This window comes from Paenibacillus sp. J31P316 (assembly GCF_056269105.1).
This window is the reverse complement of record NZ_JBWDNI010000013.1, coordinates 1-20,736: the sequence shown is the minus strand read 5'-3', so window position 1 is coordinate 20,736 and position 20,736 is coordinate 1. Positions and strand designations below refer to the sequence as shown.

The 20,736-nt window shown below is 52.0% G+C and carries 11 protein-coding genes; all 11 read left to right on the top strand.

Going from position 1 to position 20,736, the window contains the following annotated elements; genetic code table 11:
• Positions 1-392 precede the first annotated feature (392 nt).
• Entirely contained in the window at positions 393-3,308 is a 2,916-nt protein-coding gene (locus AC0YNU_RS25085) for an S-layer homology domain-containing protein (RefSeq protein ID WP_475761421.1), read from the top strand.
• 138 nt (positions 3,309-3,446) lie between these two features.
• A complete protein-coding gene (locus AC0YNU_RS25080; RefSeq protein ID WP_475761420.1) occupies positions 3,447-5,951 on the top strand; it encodes a hypothetical protein in 2,505 nt (834 codons plus the stop codon).
• A 212-nt stretch (positions 5,952-6,163) separates the two neighbouring features.
• On the top strand, positions 6,164-6,661 hold the full coding sequence (locus tag AC0YNU_RS25075) for a hypothetical protein (RefSeq protein ID WP_475761419.1): 498 nt from the start codon (positions 6,164-6,166) through the stop codon (positions 6,659-6,661).
• A gap of 102 nt (positions 6,662-6,763) precedes the next feature.
• Positions 6,764-7,033, top strand: coding sequence for a small, acid-soluble spore protein, alpha/beta type (locus tag AC0YNU_RS25070; protein WP_475761418.1), 270 nt, complete (start codon positions 6,764-6,766; stop codon positions 7,031-7,033).
• Between the two features lie 343 nt (positions 7,034-7,376).
• Positions 7,377-8,579 carry a methionine adenosyltransferase gene (metK, locus tag AC0YNU_RS25065; protein WP_475761417.1) on the top strand — a complete coding sequence of 401 codons (1,203 nt, stop codon included), beginning with the start codon at positions 7,377-7,379 and terminating at the stop codon, positions 8,577-8,579.
• Between the two features lie 200 nt (positions 8,580-8,779).
• A complete protein-coding gene (locus AC0YNU_RS25060; protein ID WP_475761416.1) occupies positions 8,780-13,195 on the top strand; it encodes an Ig-like domain-containing protein in 4,416 nt (1,471 codons plus the stop codon).
• 250 nt (positions 13,196-13,445) lie between these two features.
• Positions 13,446-16,157: a stalk domain-containing protein gene (locus AC0YNU_RS25055; protein ID WP_475761415.1), complete on the top strand. Its 2,712-nt coding sequence runs from the start codon at positions 13,446-13,448 to the stop codon at positions 16,155-16,157.
• 71 nt (positions 16,158-16,228) lie between these two features.
• Complete coding sequence (locus AC0YNU_RS25050) at positions 16,229-17,389, top strand: sensor histidine kinase (RefSeq protein WP_475761414.1); 1,161 nt, start codon at positions 16,229-16,231, stop codon at positions 17,387-17,389.
• Positions 17,390-17,395: 6 nt separating this feature from the next.
• Positions 17,396-18,124 (top strand): response regulator, encoded by a 729-nt coding sequence (locus AC0YNU_RS25045; protein WP_475761413.1) that lies wholly within the window; start codon positions 17,396-17,398, stop codon positions 18,122-18,124.
• A gap of 292 nt (positions 18,125-18,416) precedes the next feature.
• The gene (locus AC0YNU_RS25040; protein ID WP_475761412.1) at positions 18,417-19,130 is read left to right on the top strand and encodes a glycosyltransferase family A protein; all 714 of its coding nucleotides are present in this window, start codon (positions 18,417-18,419) and stop codon (positions 19,128-19,130) included.
• Positions 19,131-19,970: 840 nt separating this feature from the next.
• On the top strand, positions 19,971-20,736 hold a 766-nt coding region (locus AC0YNU_RS25035; RefSeq protein WP_475761559.1), incomplete at its 3' end, for a pentapeptide repeat-containing protein.

Genomic DNA, 20,736 nt, shown 5'->3' with positions numbered 1-20,736 from the left:
AGGCCAAACGTCATATAATAGAAAACGTGGTAGACAAACCATCCTATTACATAAGACCCATCGACAGTTTCGTGGAAAACGGTGTCGTGAAAAGTTTTTAAAAGTTTTTTTATCGACAGCGCAACTTTTTCGAAACCGGTGCGTTTAATTACATGAAGATGGCGGTAAGAAAGCTTATCTGGCGGTTGATAGAGCATGGTATGATTTGTGAAATTGCTCTTTACGCTAGTAGGTGCCCATTGTATAATGTTCTAGTGGTGCAAGTACCTACCATTTTTTTCATGTCTATTTTTGTTTACAAGTTTCTGCGACAAGTTCCTACATGGAATTACTTTTTGCAGACATTATTCATACGAATTATGCTCAACTCGTGAAAGGGGGTGAATCGACCAATGAGACAAACGAGCAATCAATATTCTAAACAAAACTCTCAAGAACCGAAGGTATTTAGAGGAGGAGACAAAAAGGTTATGAAAAAAAGTTTATCTCTAGTAGTAGCAGCAGCTATGACTCTTACTACAGCTTCCGTAGCATTCGCTGATGCAGCTCCAACAACGACTGAGCTTACAGCTCAACAAAAGTTCGACGCTCTTAAAGGTCTTGGTATTTTCTCCGGTTACCCAGACGGCTCCGCCGGCCTGGATAAAGAAATGACTCGCGCTGAGTTCGCGAAAGTACTTACTCTGCTTTCCCAACTGGAGCCAGACGCTGCAGCAGCTAAAGTGTACACAGACGTTCCTGCTACTCACTGGGCAGCTGGATTCATCGGTGCTTCCACAGAAGCTAAATTGCTGAACGGCCTGGGCGCTAACAAATTCGGTCCATCCGGCAAAGTAACAATCGAGCAAATCGCGAAAGTTGCTGACCTGGTTGCTGGCGTAGAGCCAATCGAAGGCGAAGTTTCCGGTAAAGTATCCGCATGGGCTAAAGGTTATGTAGCAGCAGCTGTAAAAGCTGGTCTTCTTCCTGAGCTTCCTTCCTACCAAACAAATGCTACTCGCGAATTGCTGGTAGAAGTATCGTACGACCTGGCTGCTGACGCTTTGGTTTCCGTAGCTTCCACTAAAATCGTTGACGAGAAAAACATCGAAGTTACGTTCACTGATGGTGGCGTAGTGAAGAAAGCTCTCGACACTGCTTTGAAAACAGGCGAAGCTACAAAGGTATCTGTTGACTATAACGGTAAAACGTACGAAGTTACTGTTACGTATCAAGCTGCGAAAGTAGAAAAAATTTCGCAAACAGGTGCTAACAAAATTACGGTTGCATTCAACCAAGCTTTGAACGCAACTGAGCAATCCGCTCTTAAAGTTGAAGTTAAGAAAGACGATGTTGCATACTCCATCACATCGACTTTGGCAACTGACAAAAAATCGGTTGACTTGACTTCCACGTACCTGCCAGCTGGCGATTATCTGGTAAGCGTGAACGGCGCTGAAGGCGTTAAAGTAACAGTTGCAGACGCTGCAATCGCTAAAATCGAAATCGGCGCTACGGCACTGGTTATCGCTGACAATCAAAAACTGGGTATCAAAGCACTGAACCAATTTGGTGAAGTTGTTGAAAACCCTAATCTGAATGTCAACATTATTGATGGTACTACAGCAGCTCCTTCCCTGGCTGCAACGCCAGTTGATTCGGATTACACAGCTAACCTGAAAACTGCAGGCGTTAAGAAAGACGATGTAATCATTGTTACAGTTCTTAACCCAAGCACAGGTATTTCCGCGAACAAATCCTTCAAAGCAACTGACGGCAGTGCAATTGTATCCATGAAACTCGATACAGTTAAGCCGCTTGAAGGTTCATCCCGTATCACTGCAGGAGACGACGATCTGGTTCTTCCATACAACTTCGTTGATTCCGCAGGAAATAAATTCCTGCTCTCCTCCGAAGATGGTGTTGTTGTAGATAACACTGTTAAATTCGATGACATTCAATTCATTTCCAGCAACAACGACATCGTTGATGTGGATTCCTTTGAAGTTGACGAAAACGGAGTTCTGACGTTTGATGCTGGTGCTGCTGGTACGGTCGTTATCACTGCATTGAATGCAAAATCAGGTGTTTCGACTTCCATCACGCTTAAAGTGGAAGATGGTATTAAAGTTGGTAAATTCCAACTTCAAGGTCCAGGCGCATTGGTAGCACAAGGTGAAGACGCTACGTTCAACTACGTCGCAACTGATAACTATGGCGCTGCAATTGCAAAAGGTGACTTTGCGAAGTCTTCCAACAACACACAAGTAACATTCACGACGAACCGCGGAAACAATGTTACTGCTTCTTGGAACAGCAAAGGTGAACTGAAACTGAACTTCACAGTTAATGAGAACCAAGCTGGTACAACAACAGTATACGCATGGGTTGGCGGTACGATTGCTAGCCAAGTAACGCTTGATGTGAAAAAACAAGCAGTTCCTACTAAAGTCGCTGGTTTGAAAGATCTAGCTACTTTGTATGCTGAAGGCGGCACGGATAAGATCGAACTTAGCAGCGTGAAAGTCGTTGATAACTACGGTCGTACAATGGATTCCTTGCCAGACGGCTACGCACTCGTTGCTTCTAAAGATGGTGCTGCAGTTGCTTTGAACGGTCTGACTATCACAGGTACAGCTACTGCCGGTAATGCAACAGTAACAATCGGTATTGCTACTGTGAACGAAGATGATACGACTACTCTAATCGATAAGTCGACTTATGCTGCAAAACTCACAACTATCGCAAATGATAAAGTTGCGTCCTTTGCAATCGACACAATCGGTACTCTTTACGCTAATGAAGAAAACGACCAAAACGGCGACTACTCTAAAGCTGTAACGCTGATCGGAAAATCCTCCGATGGTAAAACGGTTGCTATTGATCAATCGAAATTCGTAACTTCCATTACTTCGAGCGATCTATCGGTTGTTGGTGTAGAGGGCTCCAAAATCTACTCTATCGCTAAAGGTACTGCAACAATTACTGCGTACCAAGGCGCTACGAAGTTGGCCGAGTTCGCTGTAACAGCTTCCGATGCTAAGCCATATGCTGCGAAAGTTGCATTTGACACAACTGAGCTGTCGCTTGGTAACAGCGCACCTTCCAATACTTCGATTGCTACTGACCTGTATGTTGAAGACCAATATGGCGTAGATGTAACAGGAACTGCTGTTGCAACTGGCACATGGGCTTCTTCTGACAAGGAAATTGTAGACATTAACAAAACGACTGGTGCATTCACGACTGGTACTAAAGACGGTGTAGCTACAATCTCCTTCATTACGAAAAACGGTGTTATTGGTACTGTTGCAGTTAAAGTGCAATAATTAACCGAATGATTCAAAAGCAAAAAACCCGATGCATAGCATCGGGTTTTTTGCTTTTCTAATAAGTATATTAATCAAACGAAACAAAACGATGTCGAAGAACGTCTATATTATTAATAAGAATCAGGAGGAGTCCATGTGAAGAAAGTTGTGAAAACATCTATCATTGCTTTTACAGCCATAAGTTTGTTTGCTCAACCTGCAAACATACTAAAGCACGTTTCGGCAGCGGGTGTAACAAAAGTAACATTGAGTAAGGTCGTTTCTTTAGGTGCAAATAAGAGTTTAATGATTCGAGATGCAAAGTTACTTATGCAAGATAAGGGTCTAATACTTGCTTATACGGTGACAATCACTAATAACAGTAATCAATCCCTTGATTTAATTGATTATTGGATCAAACTTAGAAGCACCAGTGGGAAATCTTATAAGTCTACGATTTCTGAAGAGGATAAAGATATTAAAAGCGTTGATGCCAAATCATCGGTCAATCTTACATATTATGCAACCGTTGATAGTAATACTAAGCTCTCCGATCTTTCTTTTAATATATTGAAATGGGATTTCTCGGTCGCGAACTATGAAAGGACTTTAGGGAGTATCCACTATGCAGGGGCTGCGAACGGTAAGACGCCCGCATACCAGCCAAGTGTAATGCTATTCAGTAATACTAAAATTAAAGGTGCGATCAAACAGTATTACATCACGCAAGATCAAAGCGGAATTTACTTAACAATTAACTACTTATTAGAAAATGTGGGATTTAGCAGTGCGAATTTAAGTAAGCTTGGTTTTGCTCTTCAAACGGATAGCAATTCCGTATTCGATATTACGGCCAATGCAGCAGATCTTACTGTCATTCAACCAAACGAACGTAAGATAATCTCTTTACATGCTAAGCTTCCTAACACGCTAGTCGGTAAAAAGTTCGCACTTATCCCATTTACCAAAGATGAGACGAATAAGATTGAAATTCCGATCGGATCTTTTGAAGTGCCTGCCCTCAAACCGCAAGAACCTACTGCAACAAATAAATCTAGAGTGGTTTACCTAAATGGAAAACAAGTTAAGACTTCTGCAAATAATGCAATCTTGAATGAAAACGATGGTAGTACAGACATTGCGCTAGATTTCGTTTTGAATAATATTGATGTCTCCGCTGTCACTATGCCAAATTTAGAATTTTCTATTCAAACCAAAGATAACATTTCATATCCATTGACGTTCACTAAGACTGATAATCAGACGCTTCTACCGAAAATCGATCAAGATATTAACCTTTCTGGAACTATCCCAAAATCACTCCAATCTCAAGTTTTGAAATTAGTCGTTAGAACAGCTGCTACTGATACACAGGAAAGTTCTTTGCTAGGTGTATATAATATCCAAACACAATCACAAGAAGGGGATGTCGGCGGTTCATTTACGTATAATGATGATTATTCCGTACAACTCAGCTCTATTCAAAGAACACCAGCTGGAGACGACGATGTGCTATTGGCAGAATTGAATATTACTAATAAGAGCAGTTCATCTAAAAGCGTGCCTTCGGACTTATCAGGATATTTTCTTATCAACGGCGTTAAGGTAGCGGCACAAACCACTGCCATTGGATTGGATCAATCGATTAATATTGCACCTAAGGGAACGTATCATACAGTAGTATTCTCGAAGATTCCGTATACCACAAATGTAGATAAGATCAGTTTCGTGCTTAGTCAAACCCAAAAAGATGCGGAACCTAAAAAACTATACCAATATTCAAGTCAAGCGGTCTCCGCTATACCCTCAATTTCTGATCAAAGTCTTTATAATATTGATAATGTTGGTAGTAAATCGAACGTGAAACTCCTCAATGCCAATGTTTATACGAATGGGGACATCAATTATCTTTATTCTGAATTCGAAATGACGAATTTAGAAGCACGGGCAGCACAAATGGCTAATTTAAGTGGTTACTTAGAAGATGATGCAGGCATCATTGTACCGGTGACGTTTACAGAAGTGAAGGACAAATTGACTTCTAATAGTAAAGCTCTCATTTCTGCGTGGGGACAATTCACGAAGTCTTTTAATGTGGATAATTTCCATCTCATTATTGGTAATGGTTTGAAGGTAAAGGTTGATACCACTACAGACGAAACTATTACTGTGAATCCAGTATCCTATCTGCTGAAAAAACAAATGCCTACTATTCGCAATGATTTCAATGTAGTCAACTTTTCTGCCTATACGCTCAGCCTGCGTAATATTCAAGCCACTCTTAATGTTTCGGGCATGACCAATGTGGATGGCGTGAAAATGAATTTGGACTATGACCTTGCAGTAGATCCGTCTTATGATTATGTGGCCGGAGATCATAAGCTCTTGTTTGAATTTGTGGATCAAGGATATGGAAATACAGCGTACACGAAAGAATTTACGATCAATAAAGTAAATGCCGAAAACCCAACGGGTACAGGCACGGATCTAGCAACTCTTAAATATGGAACAAATATTCCTCTTGAATTTGTGTTTAACGACGCTGACTTATTAACTAATATTCAATTGCTGAAAACGTACAAGTTAAATATCTACGATGAAGTAGCAGGAGGTAAAGTACTGCTAGCTTCCAAAGAACTGACTTGGTTTGAGAGACAATAAAAACATAATTAGCAAACTCTTGCTGGCAAGCAAAACGATGAACTGGTTTACGACAACACCTTAGATCATGAGCTAACAAACCAAACCTTAAGAGCCGGCCCATCCAAGCCGGCTCTTTCTTTTCATGAAAGATCGGATACCTACCGATATACATGTAGACGAGTCGATCAGGCAACAAGAAAGACGAAGTAAAGGCAAGGAGGACTAACAAAGTGAAGCGAAACGGGTTGAAGTTGGTATTATCGATTGCGGTGGTCGGAGCGGCATTTTGGATCGGGACAACCATAGCGAGCAATGCGGAGGGCGACGCTGCATCCGTGACGCCAGGATCCGTCAACGATCCGGTCGTGACGAAGAGCTACGTGGATCAGCAGCTGGCGAGCATTGGCAAGGGCGGCGGGACCGGAAACCAAGGCGGCGGCCAAGCCGCACAGCAGGTTGAGGTAGTCACCGTACCGGTAGGAAAGTATCTGATCGCGGATGACGGCGCCGAATTTATCGTTCGGGCGGGAAAAGCCGTGGTATATAGCGCGGACAGCAATGGCATTTCGGACCTAACAGATGGAACGGATATTACGAACGGCAAGCTGGTTCCGAACAATCATCTCATCTTATTCCCGCGCGGTGGACGGGGCGTAACCCCGGCTCCCGGACAAAAAACGGGATTAACGGTTATGGTACGCGGCGATTATGAGCTGCTGGCGCAATAGACGTCAATACTAGTTATTTTTGCCCGCACTGACAACAACTTATCCGCTTTGAATGTCGGGCAGCGGACACACTACAAGCATCCCATTAGGAGGTGCTTATCAATGTCCAGAAGCAATCGTAAAGTCGTTCCCGAATGTGCCCATGCGCTGAATCAAATGAAGTATGAAATCGCAGCTGAGCTTGGTCTCATGACCGGAGGCTCCGCAGGCGGCGCGGATACGGAATTCGCGTCGGAATTGGGCGGTACGTCAAGCGGCGGCGGCGGCCACGTGAATTGGTCTGCAATCGCCACGCGGGATGCCGGTACGATCGGCGGTAGCATCACGAAGCGGCTCGTCCAGCATGCCGAGCAAGTGCTGAAAGGTCTGTAACCAGACAGAGAAGGCTAAGCCCATAAGTGGTTCCTGCCATTGACACAAAGCGACAGATTCGGTATCATACTGTTTTAGAGAGTTCTTAATGAGACCTTTTCCACATCGGAAAAGGTTCATTTTTTGAAATCCGAGGATCTTATCGTTTCCTATTCTACACTTGGATTTCTCCGGAATGAAACTCATCAGCCGTCAACAAGGCGGCGACACTGTTTCACCTTGGAATCGAAACGTTCAGCGTTAGATCCCGTATGGGACGACGATTTTCTAATAGAGTCCCAGCAAAATGCGCAAGTTATGCATCATACTTAGAAATTTTGATTTTGCAGGAGGTTGAGGTTTTATGTCGCTTAAAGGACGTCATTTGTTCACGTCTGAATCTGTAACAGAAGGCCATCCGGATAAGATATGCGATCAGATCTCTGACGCGGTTCTGGATGCTTTTCTGGAAGTTGACCCTTACGCGCGCGTGGCGTGCGAAGTTTCCGTTGCTACCGGCCTGGTACTTGTTATCGGTGAAATCAGCACAAAGGCGGATTATGTGGATATCCCTTCCATCGTTCGCCGTACGATCAAAGACATCGGTTATACGCGTGCCAAATACGGCTTCGACTCCAGCACTTGTGCGGTCCTGACGTCGCTTAACGAGCAATCCGCGGATATCGCGCAAGGCGTCAACGCCGCGCTTGAATCCCGTGACGGCGTGGACGTTCGTCAAGAAAACGAAGACATCGGCGCCGGCGACCAAGGCTTGATGTTCGGCTTCGCGTCGAACGAAACGCCTGAGCTGATGCCGCTTCCGATCGCGCTTGCGCACCGCATTTCGCGCCAGCTGTCGGAAGTCCGTAAGAACGGTACGCTGGATTACCTGCGTCCGGACGGCAAAACGCAAGTCACGATCGAATACGTGGATGGCAAACCGACTCGCGTCGATGCGATCGTCGTATCTACGCAGCATGCGGAAGAAGTGACGCTGGAGCAAATCCAAGCGGACATCCGTAAGCATGTCATTGCGCCTGTCGTTCCTGCTGAATGGCTGGACGAAGAAACGAAATACTTTATTAACCCGACAGGCCGTTTCGTTATCGGCGGTCCGCAAGGCGATGCAGGCTTGACTGGCCGTAAAATCATCGTTGATACGTACGGCGGTTACGCACGTCACGGCGGCGGTGCTTTCTCCGGTAAGGATCCGACTAAAGTCGACCGTTCCGCTGCTTATGCTGCGCGTTACGTAGCTAAGAACATCGTAGCTGCCGGCTTGGCGGATAAATGCGAAATCCAGCTTGCTTACGCAATCGGCGTAGCAAACCCGGTTTCCATCAACGTGGATACGTACGGTACGGGCAAAGTGGACGAAGAGGTACTTGTTGAAGTGATCAAGAACAACTTCGACCTGCGTCCTGCAGGCATCATCAAGATGCTTGACCTGCGCCGCCCAATCTACGGAAAAACCGCTGCTTATGGTCACTTCGGCCGTACAGACATCGCTTTCCCGTGGGAACAAGTGGACAAAGCAGAAAAATTGAAAGCTGACGCGCTTCGTTAATCGACGATTCGCTCATACGAGAGCCGCTCCTTCCAAGGAGCGGCTCTTTTGCATGCTTGCAGAGGGCTTGGCAGGTAAGAGCATCAATTAAAACTCCCGCGCTCGCTTTGATCCGCCCAATTTCCCCAAGCATCTTCACTTCAAGCCCTTCCCAGCCGAAAAATAAAGTACGAGTGTCTTCATTTGGGGAGTGGGTAATAGTGGTTCGAAATCGTAAACAGGTATCCTTCTTAATTGCAGTGGTCATGATCCTGCAGATCGCCTTAGGCGGGCTCACGGCCAAACCGGCATCCGTAACGGCTGCTTCGAGCGGGCCGGTTATTTCCAGTATGTCTCCGTCTGCGAATGCGACGAATGTGCGGACGGACGCCAAGCTCGTGCTAACGTTTGACGAGAATGTCAGAAAAGGAACGGGCAGTGCAACGATTCAAATTCGTAAGCAGCTGGACAACGAGTTGTTCGAGTCTTATATCGTAGAAACGGATAATAAGGTATCGATTGGGTCAGGCATGAATCGCAACGTGGTGACGATCTCGCCGAGCAAAAGCTTTGCGCTCAACACCAGCTATTACGTAACGATCGAAGCAGGCGCATTCGCGAACGAAAGCAACAACGAAAACTTCGCGGGATTGACGAGCGCGGTCGGCTGGAGCTTCTCGACGATCTCTTCTTCGGATACGACGCCGCCGGTACTCGATACGACGACGCCTTTTCTTCCGGCTCATCGCTCTACGGCGGGAGTGGGGGCGGCCTTGACGCTGAACTTCAGCGAACCCGTCTATGCGGCAAGCGGCAGCATAGTGGTGACGAATGTCAATCAGTCGTCCGATGTGCAGAGCATCAGCGTCAATTCGCTGGGCGTGAGCGGCAGCTCCACGGCAAGAATCACGATTACGCTGCCAAATACGCTTCAAGGAAGCACGGAGTATGCGGTTAATGTACCGAGCGGTGCATTCCAAGACGCGGCAGGCAATGCCTTCACGGGTATTTCAGCCTCGCAGTGGCATTTTACGACGACTGCCCCGCCGCTCGGCACTCCGACTCTGCAGCCGGCAGACAATGCCTATGCGGTCAACGTTGCCGCCAACCTTATTCTAAGCTTCACCGGCAAAGTGGCGGCTAATACGGGCTCGATCCGGATTAACAAAGTCGCCGATAACACAACGGTGCAGACCATCAGCGTGAACTCGAGTAGAGTTACCTATGCCGATAACGCCATTACTGGCGGAACGGACGTAACGATCAATCCGGATGACTTGGCGCCGAACACCGGCTTCTACGTACTCATTGACGCGGGTGCCTTCAAGGACGCTTCGACGCCGGCGGATCCGACGCTGCTGTACCAGGGCATTTCCGATGCACGGGTTTGGAGCTTCGTGACGGATCCCGGCGACGATCGGACAGCGCCGACGCTCCTGGCAGATCGCAAGCCGCTTAGTGCGCAGGCGACGCAGACCCCTGGCCTGGAGCTGAACTTCTCCGAGCCCGTCTATCCCGGAACCGGCAATATTACGATTCGCACGTATCCCTCCGGGGCCGTCTTCGCGACGATTCCTGTGACATCGTCGAGCGTAAGCGGCGGCGGTACGACCAAAATCACCGTTGCGAATTTGAACAAAACGTATGCGAACAATACGACGTACTATATCGAGATCGGCGGACAAGCATTCTCCGATGCGAAGGGCAATTATTATACCGGTATCTCGGGATCGAGCGTATGGCGGTTTACGGTAACGCAGGACAGCGTGAAACCAACGCTCGTTCTCCAATCGCCAACGAATGGAGGGCAGAACGTTCCGCTTCAAGGCGCCAAGCTGGAAGCAACTTTCAGCGAGCCGATCCTGCTAGGCTCCGGCGCGCTCGTGAACGTCAAGCGGGTAACCGGCTCAGACAGTCTCTCGACGACGCTGTCCGTCGACCCGACGAACAACCGCAAGCTGTTGATCGGCGTAAACGGAACGATGACGGCCAACGCGGATTATTACGTTGAGATGGCGGCAGGAACGGTAACGGACTTGGCCGGCAATACATTCGGCGGCATTCTAAATCAATATCAATGGACGTTCCGGACGTCGAACAGCGCGGTTGGCGCGCCGACGGTGACGAAGGCGGAACTGGTCGGAACGATTAAAGTCGCGATTACCTTCAATGAAAACTTGGATACGAGTAATGCGGCAAAGCCGCTTCCGGCTAACTTCTATGTCACCGTGAACGGAGCGGGCCGCGCGGTTACGGATGTCGCGATCAGCGGTCAGGTCGTGACGCTGACGCTTTCGAGCGCGGTGGCTTACGGTCAGACCGTCAAGGTTTCCTACTCGGCCGGAACCGCGCCAATCAAGGATCTGTCCGGTGCAGCAGCGGCCAACTTCTCCAATGTGAACGTATCGAACGTGCTGGATACGACGGCGCCGTACCAAGTGAGCGGATCGCTCAGCGGCAACTCGATTCTGCTTACGTTCAGCGAAGAATTGGCTTCGGTCAGCTCCTATGCCTATTCCCAATTCTCCGTGAACGTTAACGGTTCTTCCCGTTCGGTCACGAGCATTTCCAGCTCGGGTAATATCGTATTCTTGACGTATAGCGGCACGTCCGCCACGGTCGGACAAACCGTATCCGTGTCTTACTATAGCGGGTCATATCCGCTCAAGGACTTGGCGGGAAATTCGCTGTATTCGTTCAGCAGCTTCTATCTGCAGAATGGACAGGATCAGAAGGCTCCGATTCTGCAATCCGTCACCGCGGCCGGTTCACTCGTTACGTTGACGTACGATGAAGCGCTGAATACGGGTCTTACTCCGCCGACTTCGGCCTTCTATGTGACGGCGAACGGATCGACGCGCTCGGTGTACAACGTCACGGTGAGCGGAGCGCAAGTGCTCTTGACGCTCTCGTCCGCGTTGGCGACGGGAGATTCGGTGCTTGTATCCTATCTCGGAGGATCGCCTGCGTTGACGGACCTCGGAGGAAACGCAGCGCCTTCCTTCAGCAGTACCCCGGCTAACAGCGGAAGCTCCTCTTCGCTTGGGCTGAACGGTATCATCGCGAAGGGCAGTACGATTACCGTTAACTTCTCCTCTGCGCTTAGCAGCGGATACGTACCTTCGATCTCGCAGTTCGCGGTCAAGGTGAACGATACGTCGCGGCCGGTATCGAATACGGCCATCAGCGGCTCGGCGGTCGTCTTGACGCTGTATACGCCGGTTGCCATCGGCGACACAGTGAAGGTCAGCTACAGCAACTCCGGTTACGGTCCGCGTTCGACGTCGGGCATTATGCCGGCGTCGTTTACGGATACGATAGCCGCTAACCAAACGACATGGTCGGATAACGTGAACGGTGATTTCGAACAGGCAACAGGCGGTGGATTGGCTATTAAAACCTCCGTGGCGACGCTTTCGTCCGCGTTATCGCCAGCCGGCAGTTCCGCTCAGCAGTATGCCTTGTCAGCGGAAAAGGTCACGAATGCCTATAACATGATTCGTTCCGTAGGAGGCATTGCTCCAAGGGTCGTCTTTAACGTACCGAGTACGGAAAGCGCCGCTATGGTCGCCTTGCCGCTCGGAGCGTTGGAGGACGCGAAGAAACTGACTTCTAACGCTTCAATTGGTATCGCATTTAAATCCGTGACGTTCGATATTCCGCTCAGTGCGTTGAATTTCGCTCAGCTGGCGCAAATGATGAACGCGGCGAGCGCCGTCGGTCAGTTGATCGTCTCGATCGATACGAATGCCAGCTCGCTCGCGACAGCGCTGAATACGCAGCTGAACAACACGGGCGCGCAGGTGCTTGTCAGCCCGATCAGCTTCCAGCTTGCGGTCACGAACAACGGCGTCACGAAAAACGTAGACAACCTCAGCGGCTATGTTACGCGCACCATTACGACTTCGGCGAACGTGGACGCCAAGCAGGCGGCGGTCGTATGGCTAGATCCGCAGTCGGGCAAGCTCTCGTACGTACCGACGCAGGTTACGCAAGTAAACAATCAATCCGTCGTAACCTTCAAGCGCAAAGGCAACAGCGTCTATGCGGTCGTGAAGGGCGGAGTGAACTATTCCGACTTGAAAAACCATTGGGCGCGCAGCGACATTCAGCTGCTCGCCAACAAATACATCGTCGAAGGCAATACGCTCACGACCTTCGCGCCGAACAAAGCGATTACGCGCGGGGAGTTCGCGATGTTCATCGCAAAGGGTCTTGGATTGACTGGAGACCGGGCGGCGTCGGCGAAGTTCAAGGATGTGAACACCTCGACTAGCCTTGCAGCCTACATCGGAGCGGCGGCAACGGCAGGCATCATTCAGGGGATGACGGACGGTACGTTCAAGCCGAATAGTCCGGTGACCCGTGAAGAGATGGCGACCATGATGATTCGTGCGGCCGCTGCGGCAGGCGTGCAAATTACGCTCCAAGGAACGGCGGCAACCACGCTGAAGAAATTCAGCGACCGTGGCAAAATCGGCACTTGGGCGCAAAACGATGTTGCGAAAGCCGTGCAGGCCAGCATCATCAGCGGCCAATCGGCGACGTCCTTCGGCGGTAAAAATAAAGCGACGCGCGCGGAAGCAGCCGTTATGGTGAAACGTTTGCTCAGCTACGTGGATTTCATTGATGTATAGGAGCCGAAGTCGGCGTATAGAAGGACAACGTGAACTAGAGCTTTAGTGAGAATTTAGTAGAAATTTAGCAGAAGTTTAGCAGGTAACCAGCAAATATTTAGTAGAATTAGAGCTATCCCGTCGAAAGACTGCGGATAGCTTTTTTTTGTCGGTCGAACGCTGGCGATAGGAGTCTTCTATCAACCGTAACTTTTCCATTTCATTCATAGTCTAACTTACTAGACTTTATGATGGGAGAGTTGCTAGAATCATGCAAAACGAACAGAAGACGAACCGGATGCCGGGCAGAAGCGGCAAACGATTGCTTATATGGACACTCGGAGCGACGCTGCTGGCGCAGCCGATCCTGCTTGCCGTGCCGGCCTTCGCATCGGCGGACGGCGCCGTGACCACGGCTGCAACGACTGGCGTCGTGCAGGCAGCGGTGAAACAACTGGCGCAAACAAATTCAGAGATGATAACGTCCGGCGCCAAGCGCGTCGATTATACGTGGGTCAGCAAGGCTGGGGCGACACCGTCGAAGGTTCATGTTATCGAAGTGGATTTGACGAATCCGTACGTGAAGCTCGACGTGATGAACGGCAAGGTCGACTCGGTCTCGAGCGTCAGCTCCGTCGGGAATATGGTCAGCAAATACGGAGCGGTCGCTGGCGTGAACGGCGATTACTTCAATACGGCGAACGGCAAAGGCGCCCCGATCGGCGCGGAAGTGACTGGTGGCCGTCTGGTGTCGAGTCCCTCGCAGCTGACGGGAATGTACGCGTTTGCCTTGACGAATGATCATAAGCCGACGATTGATACATATGGTTTTGAAGGGACGGTATTGGCGGCGGACGGCTCCAGCTTTCCTCTGTCCGGCATTAACAAAGCGGCGTATAAGACAGAGCCTAATGACGGCTTCAGCCATGCCAATGCGATGTACATCTACACCAGCGCTTGGACGCAAACAAGGCCAGATGTCAGCGACAGCTCCACGACGCCGACGGAGGTGCTCGTGCAGAACGGTATCGTAACGCAATTCGCCGACAACAAGATGATCACCGGCGCCGTTCCGGCGGATGGCTACATTCTGCGGACACATGGCAAAGCGGCCGAATTCGCGCGCGCGCATCTGCAAGTAGGGACGCAGGTGAACGCCAATTACAACCTGATCGCGCAGTCGACCGGTCAGAAGATCAGTCCGGATGCGCTGCAAATGCTGATCGGCGGCCACACCATTCTGGTCAACGGAGGCGCTGCCGCCACGTTCTCCCGCAGCACGAGCAGCATCAGTCCGAATTCGGCGCGCGCGCGTACGGCGCTGGGCTACACGAAGGACGGCACGAAGGCATTGATTATTACGGTGGAAGACAGCGATAACAGCCAAGGCGCAACGCTTGCGGAGCTGCAGCAAATGATGGTGCAGCTGGGCGTCTGGAAGGGCATGAATCTCGACGGCGGCGGCTCGACGACGATGATCTCGCGTCCGCTCGGGGATACGGGGACGCAATTGGCCTTCCCTACGGAGTACGGCGCAACGCAGCGCCAGGTCGCTAACGGCCTCGGCGTATTCTCGACTGCTCCTGCAGGCGCGCTGATGGGGATCAAAGCGAGCGGCAGCAGCGTGCTGTTCATTGGTCAGCAAGCCTCGTATACGATGAAAGGTTATGACACGTACTACAATCCTGTCGATCCGGGAACGATTCAGCCGTCCTGGACGGTCGGTTCGGCGCTCGGCAGCTTCGCAGGCAATACCTTTACGGCGACGAAAGCGGGAGAGACGACGATTACCGTCAAGTCCGGCACGGCCAGCGACAAGCTGCCGGTCGAAATCATCGGCGGCGCTTCGATCGCCTCGATGACGGTGGATGCGAGCTCGCTTGTTCTGGAGTCGGGCAAGTCCATGAGTTTGCCTGTCCATGCGACGTTGAAGGACGGCCGCCAACTGACGGTTCCGTCTGCCTCGGTCAAGTGGGAGCTCCGCGGTTTCACGGGTACGGTCAACGACGGCACGCTGACAATCGGGAACGTAAATCCCGCTGCGAAAGCCGGATACATCATTGCGCACTATGACGGTTTCTCGTCGATGGCAGTCCTAACTTCGGGCGCTGACAAAAAATTCGACGATTTCGAGCAAGCGACCTATCCAATTTCGTTCCAAGGTACGAATGGTGTAGTGGGAACATCATCCATCGTATCGGGACTTCCGGGCACGAATAGTTCGAGCGTCGTGCAGCTGCAGTACGATTTTACGAACGGAACCGGGACGAAAGCGGCCTACGCCGCGTTAAACGGAAGCGGTCGGCCGGTGGAAGGCACGCCGTCCGGAATGACGATCGACGTGATGGGCGACAACAGTTTGAACTGGGTTCGCGCGGAAATCATCGACGGCAAAGGCGAAGCGCATTTAATCACCCTCGCCAAGCAAGTGGACTGGAACGGCTGGAAAACGATCAAGGTGAATTTGGCGTCTGAAGGCTTGTCGGCGCCCGTGACGTTGAAACGTCTCTATGTCGCTTCGCTGGAGGATGGACAGGATGAGCGCCAGCTTACCGGTACGGTCGGCTTCGATAACATCTCGTTCCAATACCCTGCGGTCGTTCCCGAGCCTCCGCGGACTCGCATCGATCTGAAGCTCGGCTCGAAGAATGCCGTAGTCGGCGGCCAATCGTATAAGCTCGACGTGGCGCCGCTGCTGCTGGACGGTACGACCTATCTTCCGCTGCGATTCGTGACTGAAGCCATGGGTGCCCAGATCGACTGGGATCCGGTGCTGAAGCGCGTGTCCGTGCTGCGGGGCGGCCAGTTCATGGAGATGGTCGTAGGAAGCAAGGACTTCGTATTGACCGGGGTGCGCAAGCAGTCCGAGGTCGCGCCGATCACGCGCAGCGGACGGACCCTCGTTCCGATTCGCCTCGTATCCGAGCAATTAGGCCTAGTCGTGAATTGGGACGGCAAATTGGGGACGATTACCGTCGAATGAAATGAATGCCTGCGACTAATTGTGTGATATGATAGAATTAGTAGAACATGCAGAAAGTGGGCTAGGAAGGCATGGATTTTCGTGTAGAGGATATCGACCGAGTCATCAAGAACGCGGTTTCCGTCATGGAAGACAGCAAATATCAGATTTTCGAGATTTGCGAATCGGCGCGAAAAGAAATGTTTTCGTTAGGCCAGGAATTAAACCAAGTATTAGCCGAAGCCGGGGAAATTATCGACAAAGTCGACCGGCTGGAGCTCGATTATCGCAGGGCGAGAATCCGGTTGACTGAAGTCAGCCGGGACTTCGTCCGATATAAAGAAGAGGACATCAAAACCGCATACGAGAAAGCGACGCAGCTGCAGCTTGAGCTGATGATGTTCCGGGAGAAGGAAACCTATCTCAAGGCTAGGCGCGACGAGCTGCAGAAGCGGGTCCGCAATGTCGAGAAGTCCATCGAACGGGCGGAATCGATCGCGTCGAAAATCAACGTCGTGCTGGAATATTTGTCCGGGGATTTGAATCAGGTCACGCGTATTCTGGAATCCGCCAAGAACCGACAGCAGATCGGACTGAAGATTATTTTGGCCCAGGAGGAAGAACGCAAGCGGATCGCGCGGGAAATCCACGACGGTCCGGCCCAGTCGCTCGCGAATATAGTGCTTAGGACGGAAATTGCGGAACGGATGCTGGTGAAGCAGGAATTTCAAATCGTGCAGGACGAATTAATAGATTTGAAGAGTCAGGTGCGCTCAGGCATCGAAGAAATCCGCAAAATCATTTTCAATCTTCGTCCGATGGCATTGGATGATCTGGGACTTGTGCCAACCCTTCGCAAATATATTCAGGATTACGAGGAAAAAAGCAAGATTCGCACGCGGTTCGAGACGATCGGCAAGGAAATTCGACTGCCTTCGGCAATGGAGGCCGCCATCTACCGTATGGTACAGGAAGCCTTCAGCAATGCGTTCAAGCATGCGAATCCGACCTTTGTCTCGCTCGAAATGACCTATCAGGCGCAAATGGTGAAAATTGTCGTCAAAGACAACGGCATCGGGTTTCATACGAACCAGATCGAGTCCAAGGCCAAGAACAGCGTTCATTTCGGATTGATCGGCATGCGCGAGCGGGTCGAGCTGCTCGAAGGGAGGATGGAGATCGAATCCGCCATCAATCAGGGTACGACTGTCACGATTCATATTCCCATCAACGCTGAAACTAGAAAGGAGTAAATGACGATGGATTTCAAAGCTTCTGGCGGCAAACGCAAAATCAAAGTATTGATTGCTGACGACCATCAGCTATTCCGCGAAGGCTTGAAGCGGATTCTCAATATGGAAGATGATTTGGAAGTGATCGGGGAGTGCAACGACGGCATCCAGGTGCTGGAATTTTGCAATCAAAGCAAGCCGGAGGTCGTCCTGATGGATATCAACATGCCGATCGAGAACGGCGTGGTGGCGACCGAGCGTCTCCGCGATATTTTTCCGGAAGTCAAAGTCATCATTCTCTCCATCCATGACGACGAAAGCTATGTCTTCGAGACGCTTCGCAAGGGAGCAAGCGGTTATCTCTTGAAGGACATGGAAGCCGAGGCGCTGGCGAATGCGATTCGCTCGGTCGTGAACGGCTACGCGTACATTCACCCGAAAGTAACGGGCAAGCTCATCAACCAGCTTCGCCGCATGACGTACCTCGACGAGATCGGCGCAACGTCCGGCGCGGCGGCAGCGCGCGAAACCGGCGTGAAGTTCATTCCGAGCGAGGACAATCCGCTGACGCGCCGCGAAGCCGAAGTGCTGCGCCTGATGGCGGAAGGCAAGAGCAACAAGATGATCGGCGAATTCTTGTTTATCAGCGAGAAGACGGTCAAGAACCATGTCAGCAGCATTTTGCAGAAGATGGAAGTCGACGACCGCACGCAGGCCGTTATCAACTCCATCAAGTTCGGCTGGGTAACGCTGTAGGTACCGCATACATAACACGAGAGACTCCCGCAAGGGGGTCTTTTTTTGTTTGGAGGGAAGGAGAGGGACGAGCGAGTGAAGTTTGAAGGGCGGATGCGTCGCGGAGTAAGCCGTCGATGGAGGGGGCGAGTTGTACAGGGGATCGATTCGAGGGGCAAGTGGAGCCGAGGGTAAGCCGAGCTGCAGCGCAGATCGAGCAGGCTGTTGTCGCCTTGATCTTTGGTTGTCCATGAATGGCCGTAACCTCTAGGCGCACCGCGGCATATGATGTCGCAAAAGGAGGTGGACGCCTTTGATCACGGTACTGCTTTGTATTGTGGGTTGTTACGTTTTGGCTGCCGCCGTTATCTTCATTTTGGCTGCCATGCGGCGTGGACGGGAGCGCAGCGCGAAGCACTATGTGCTGTTGGCGGGCAATGAAGGCCAGCGGATGGAATGGTACATGCGTTCGCTTCACCGTTTCTCGCATTTGACGGGCACGGACGTGAAGGTAACGGTCGTCGACCATGGTTCGGAGGACGACACGCTTCGGATCGCGCGCTTATTCGCTAAACGCGGGATGGATGTGCGGGTGCATGCGGGCGGGGACGTATTGTTCGAGGGACTGGATGGCGTAGCTGAGTCAGGAGTGGGAAGCGCGGATGCGGTCTCATCCACGTCGGCGGAAAATGCCGATCGGGCGGGGAAGGTAGCTGGGCGCTCCGGCAAATGGCAACGGTTACGAGCGATTTGGAGATGGCGCGTCGGTGAGGGGAAAGTCGAGGGAGTTCGGACAACTGGAGTATGGGGAGCCGGGGGAACTGAAGCTGCGCTTGGTCGCGATGGTAAAGCGGGCATGGATCGCAGAGGGCTTGAAGGCAAAGTCGGGAAATCGAGGGTAGGCGAAGAGATCGAACCGACGCATTTGCTTTGGATGCTGCAGGCGGAGGGCGTCGTATCCGTGAAGGAGCAGGCGGTGCTGATTGACTTGCGCAATCCGGCGGACTTGTCGAAGCTGCCTTTTTGAGAGCGAATGGCGGGCAGTGTCGGAGGAAACGAGAGTGGCTGCGGTGCAAAGACAGTCTGTTCGTGGCGGCTGCAGGAGAAGACGAATGCGCTCAAGTCTGAATCTCCTCTGCGAATCGAAGCATTGCCTCTATTGGGGAGGAAGCTGTATAATTATAGAAATGGAATATAAGGACGAGTGAAGCACACCCGTATTGGCTGCCTAAGGCAGTCAGGGGTGTGCTTTTTTGGTTTTCGGCAGGGGGGATTGTTCGTTGTTACTCTCCCAGTGATATTAAGGAACATAATATGAGCAGCAGCTTTGCTGGGCTGGCACTTCAGCAGGGAAAAGAATCGATAGAAGGGACTTGCTGAGTGGGAAGTGTAGAGGGAGAATACGTGCAGAACAGGCTTTAGGATTGGACGATTAGAAGATAGGTTTACTTCATGCGCCGGGGTGCGGGTAAGGGGGAATCGAGATGAAGGTGACGGTCTATGCGGTTGGGAGAGGGGCGGAGTCCTGGGCTGGTTGGTCCATCGCTCCGGAGGTAGATTACGCTTACTGGTGCCAGGGGGGCTTTCGTGCGGAGGTGGAGCGGACGGTGGCAGAGAGATGGAAGAGCAGAGAGGATGTTACCGACAGCGGAGTAAGGGAAGGAGATAGAGGGCGCGTTGCTGATAGGGGAGGAGATACAAGAGATCGAGGGTGCGTTGCCGAAAGCGTAGTAAATGAAAGAGATGAATGGCACGTTAACGAGAAGCGAATTAACGGCGGACTGAGGGAGGCTGGTCGCGGGAACGCCGATATTATGGTCGCCTGGTCGGAGCAGCTTCCGCTCGGGCATGCGCTTGAGGTTGTTCGATGCTGGCCGGCTGGGACGGTGCCGGCAACGCGGATGGCTTCTACGTTGTCGCGTCTGGTCGACAACGTGTGGGCGGGCGACGCCCGCATGGGGCTGCCGGTTCCGCGGCAGCCTGGGGCACATGCGGAGCATGTGCTCGCCGCGGCCGAGCTCGGCGACGGCCGCGCCCGGGCGCTGGCGGCGCGCGCTTGCCGCGCCGCAGCGCTGCTGCAGGGCCGAGCGCTGCTAGGCAGCGAAGCGCTCGCCCTGCTCGAGGCCGCGGGCGCGGCCGGGCCGGCCGGCGCCGCGCCCGCTTGGAGCGCGTGGGCTCCCGCGCTCCAGCTGGCTGCGCTGCTCGGCCGGCTGCGCCTCGGCGGCGCGGTCGCCCCGCAGCCGCAGCCCCGGCTGCTGCGGTGGCGGCAAGCGCTCGGCGCGAGGCCGCGCCCGCGGCTTCGCTGCCAGCGATGCGGCAGCGGCACGGCGCGTATGCGCCGCACTCCATGCGCCGCGTGCGGCCGCGCATGCGCGTACTGCGAGGCGTGCCTGACTATGGGCCGCAGCCGCGAGTGCGGCCTGCTTATTCTCGGTACGCCGAGCAGCCTAGGCGGCACCATCGCGGCCACTTCAAGCCGTCGCGCCGGACAGGCCATCCAGGGCTTGTCCGGCGCAGCCGCTTCCGGCGCAGCCGCTTCCGGCGCAGCCGCTTCCGGCGCAGCCGCTTCCGGCGCAGCCGCTTCCGGCGCAGCCGCTTCCGGCGCAGCCGCTTCCGGCGCAGCCGCTTCCGGC